We start from the raw sequence: 3,303 nt of genomic DNA, 5'->3' as shown, positions 1-3,303 counted from the left end.
ACGAAGAAGAGCAGGCTGAAATGGCTGCATGGGTCCGCACCAATATCTGGCCGACCATGGTGGATACCATCGGACAGGATACGCTGGATCGGCTGACTTCAAACTAAGCACAGAATTCGGCCGGCAGCTCTGGCTGCCGGTCGCAACCGTCTCGCGGTCCTTGGGAGGGGTCTAATGACCGAAATCGTAGACAGGTTGCCACCGGTCGCTGCGCGCCCCTTGTTGGCAATCATCACATTCATGCGCCTCTTCGTTGCGGCGGGCGGCCTCCTGATGGCTATTACCTTCTTCGCGGTTGTCATCATCCGCTACGGGTTTTCCGGCAACCTGTTTGCCTATGAAGAGTGGTTGCTGGCCATCAGTTTCTGGACATTCTTTCTTGGAGCCGCACTGGCGGCGGAGAAAAAATCCCACGTCAACGCAGATATCCTCGGCGTCGTGCTTGGTCGCTCAACACTGGCCTGGTGGCGCGGATTGCTGGTCTACATCATCGAATTGGTGATCGGCGCCTACATTGTCTACTGGTGCTATCTGGCAGTGGAAAGCGAAATTATCGCCTACCCGCTCTGGGAGACGACGACCGCCCTCAAGATTCCCGCTGTTTTCCCACGCGCTGCAATTCTCGTCGGGTTCTTTTTCATGGCCCTCTTCAACGCGATTTACATGATCTACCACATCATCGACGGTCCCTCGAAATTTGAAGCCGCGCATCCGGAGAGCGAGACATGATTATCTTCGGAAGCATCATCATCATCTGTGGGCTGCTGCTGCTCGGCGTCAGTGTCTATATCGCCTTTGGCGCGGTTCTTCTGTTCCTGGCGCTTACCGGTGGACATGACGTCACCGGTTATCTTCCCGCCGGCTACTGGAAAATGAACACTCTGGTTCTTCTGGCGATCCCGTTGTTCATGATTGCCGGCGCGATTATGGAAAAAGGCAAGATTGCCGCCCCACTCGTGGCCCTGGCCGAACTCTTCATAGGACACATCAAGGGTGGACTTTCAGTCGCAGCCGTTGTCGCCAGCGGAATTTTCGGCTCGATTTCCGGCAGTGCCAACGCCACGTTGACCTGCATCGGCGGCATCATGATGCCGCATCTGCGCAAGGCGAATTACCCCGAGGGCCTGTCGGCGGCCCTGATCGTCAGCGCCAGCCCGCTGGGTCTGCTGATCCCTCCAAGCGCGTCCCACATCCTTTACGCCTGGGTGGCACAGCAATCGGTTCTCAAGGCGTTTCTTTCGACCGTGATCCCGGGGATCATTCTGATCGTGCTCCTGATCGTCACCAATCAATTTGCCTTGCGCAAATTCAAAGATATCAAAGTGACGGAACGGCCCAAAGACTTCGTGCCGGAATTCAAATTACAGTCCCGTCAGGCCATGCCCGCCCTGTTCATGCCACTGATAATCCTTGGTGGAATCTACGGCGGCATCATGACGCCGACAGAGGCGGCTGGCGTTGCCGTCGTCTACTCCATTCCGATTGCGATCTACATCTATAGAGGCCTGACCTGGCGCAGCCTGATGACCACCTTGTCGGATGCCGGGATTACCATCGGGGTCGTCATGACTATGATTTTCATGGTTCTGATCGTCAGTCGTTTCCTCATTTTCGAGGATATTCCGACCATCGCCCGCGAAATGGTGTTTTCGGTATCGGACAACCCGATCGTTATCCTTCTAATGGTCAATCTTGTGATGATCCTGATCGGGATGCTGATGGATGACATTTCGGGATTGCTGCTATCGACACCGCTGCTGTTGCCGATCGTTCAAAGCGTCGGGGTGGACCCAATCCACTTTGCCGCGATCCTCGGGGTCAATCTCGGCATGGCCAATGTGACGCCACCAACGGCGCCCCTTCTCTATCTCGGTGCGCAAATAACGAATACTCCGGTCAGTAAAATGCTGGGGCCGACCTTTCTGTTCATATTCTGCGCCTGGATGCCGACCTTGATACTGACCACTTTCGTGCCGTCGCTGTCGCTGTGGCTGCCGGATTTATTGTTGAGCCGATAAAGCCTTTTACAAGGAGAATATCCTTCTTACCCCGTTGAGAATGACCGAGCCTGCGCAGTGATTGTTGCAAATGTAAAAACAGTTGCTCTTGCGTGTAACGAATGATCAGATCGGCGCCCCGAAATCAGGCAGGGAGGCGAATTTGCCCCAGGAGAAGTCGACCGACATGAATGCGTATCTTACTGTCAGCGAACGCTTGAAAGAGCTGTTCCCGGGTTTGCCGCGCGCGCTGAAGGTCGCTGCCACCTATATGCTGGAACACCCTGGCGACATTGCCACATTGTCGATGCGTCAAGTTGCCTCCAGTGCGGGGGTCTCCCTGCCAAATTTCGCCCGCCTGGCCAAGGCACTCGGGTATGAAACCTATGGCGAATTGCGGGAGGTCTACCGCAAACAGGTTCAGCAAAGCGATATCAAGGAATATCACTTAAGAGCGGAGAACCTGCAGAAATCGGGTGGCGATACCAGCAAGCGAGAAGTCTGGGAAGAATTCCGGTCCTCGACCATCGCCAACGTGACCGCGATCTTCGATTCCATCGATCCTGACTATTTTGCCAGTGTCGCACATGTCCTGAATGAAAGCCGGCAGATCTACGTGGTCGGTATGCAGGCTTCTGCGAGTTTTTCCGCCTACGCCCACTATATCGGCGGAATGGCGAGTGGGAAAATCCGCCTTGTACGCGGCGAGGGCGGTGTCTTTGCCGATCCGGTCGCCGATATTGGCGAAGGCGACGTCATGATCTCGATCAGTCAGCAGCCTTGCGCCCGGGCCTCGATTGAATTGGCGATCATTGCCCGGGAACGTGGTGCAACGGTTGTCGCCATTACCGACAGCCCCGCCGCACCCATTGCCTTCGAGGCAGACCATGTACTGCTTGGGCCAAACCAAAGCCCCCTGTTTTTTGAATCCTATGTCGGGACCACGATCCTGATTGAAGCCCTGATCGGCTTTTTCACAATCGGCCAATCCAGCCATGTCGTCGAGCGCATCGAGCGCATCGAGGCGGACCGATTGCGGATGAACGAATACTGGAAGAACAAGAAAGTCTGAATGAATGACCGCGAACGAGACGCTCACACTGCTGGCCTGCCAGATCGGTATTCCGCCCACAACGACGGTGGCGGAACGGGACGCTCATCTGGAAACGTCGGTTGCCAAGATTGAGAAGCAACTTGTCTCCAACGACGCGGTCGATCTCGTCGTCTTGCCAGAACTTTCCAGCATGGATTATTCCCGCGAGGCCTTTTCAAATCTCAACACGCTCGCCGAACCGCTTGACGGGGC

General features: G+C 55.6%; 3 protein-coding genes and 1 pseudogene. All 4 read left to right on the top strand.

The annotated features are described in order from the left end of the window. Positions 1–174: 174 nt before the first annotated feature. Positions 175–729: a TRAP transporter small permease gene (locus K5905_RS30285; RefSeq protein ID WP_297591417.1), complete on the top strand. Its 555-nt coding sequence runs from the start codon at positions 175–177 to the stop codon at positions 727–729. Continuing rightward, a complete protein-coding gene (locus tag K5905_RS30280) occupies positions 726–2,018 on the top strand; it encodes a TRAP transporter large permease (protein ID WP_297591416.1) in 1,293 nt (430 codons plus the stop codon). Before K5905_RS30285 ends, K5905_RS30280 begins: the two co-directional genes overlap by 4 nt. A 166-nt stretch (positions 2,019–2,184) precedes the next feature. Further along, positions 2,185–3,069: a MurR/RpiR family transcriptional regulator gene (locus tag K5905_RS30275; RefSeq protein ID WP_297591415.1), complete on the top strand. Its 885-nt coding sequence runs from the start codon at positions 2,185–2,187 to the stop codon at positions 3,067–3,069. A 4-nt stretch (positions 3,070–3,073) separates the two neighbouring features. Beyond that, positions 3,074–3,303: pseudogene (locus K5905_RS30270) on the top strand (hypothetical protein); the annotation flags it as partial.

The organism is Roseibium sp. (assembly GCF_025698965.1).
Classification (GTDB): domain Bacteria; phylum Pseudomonadota; class Alphaproteobacteria; order Rhizobiales; family Stappiaceae; genus Roseibium.
This window is presented reverse-complemented; position numbering and strand designations above follow the sequence as displayed.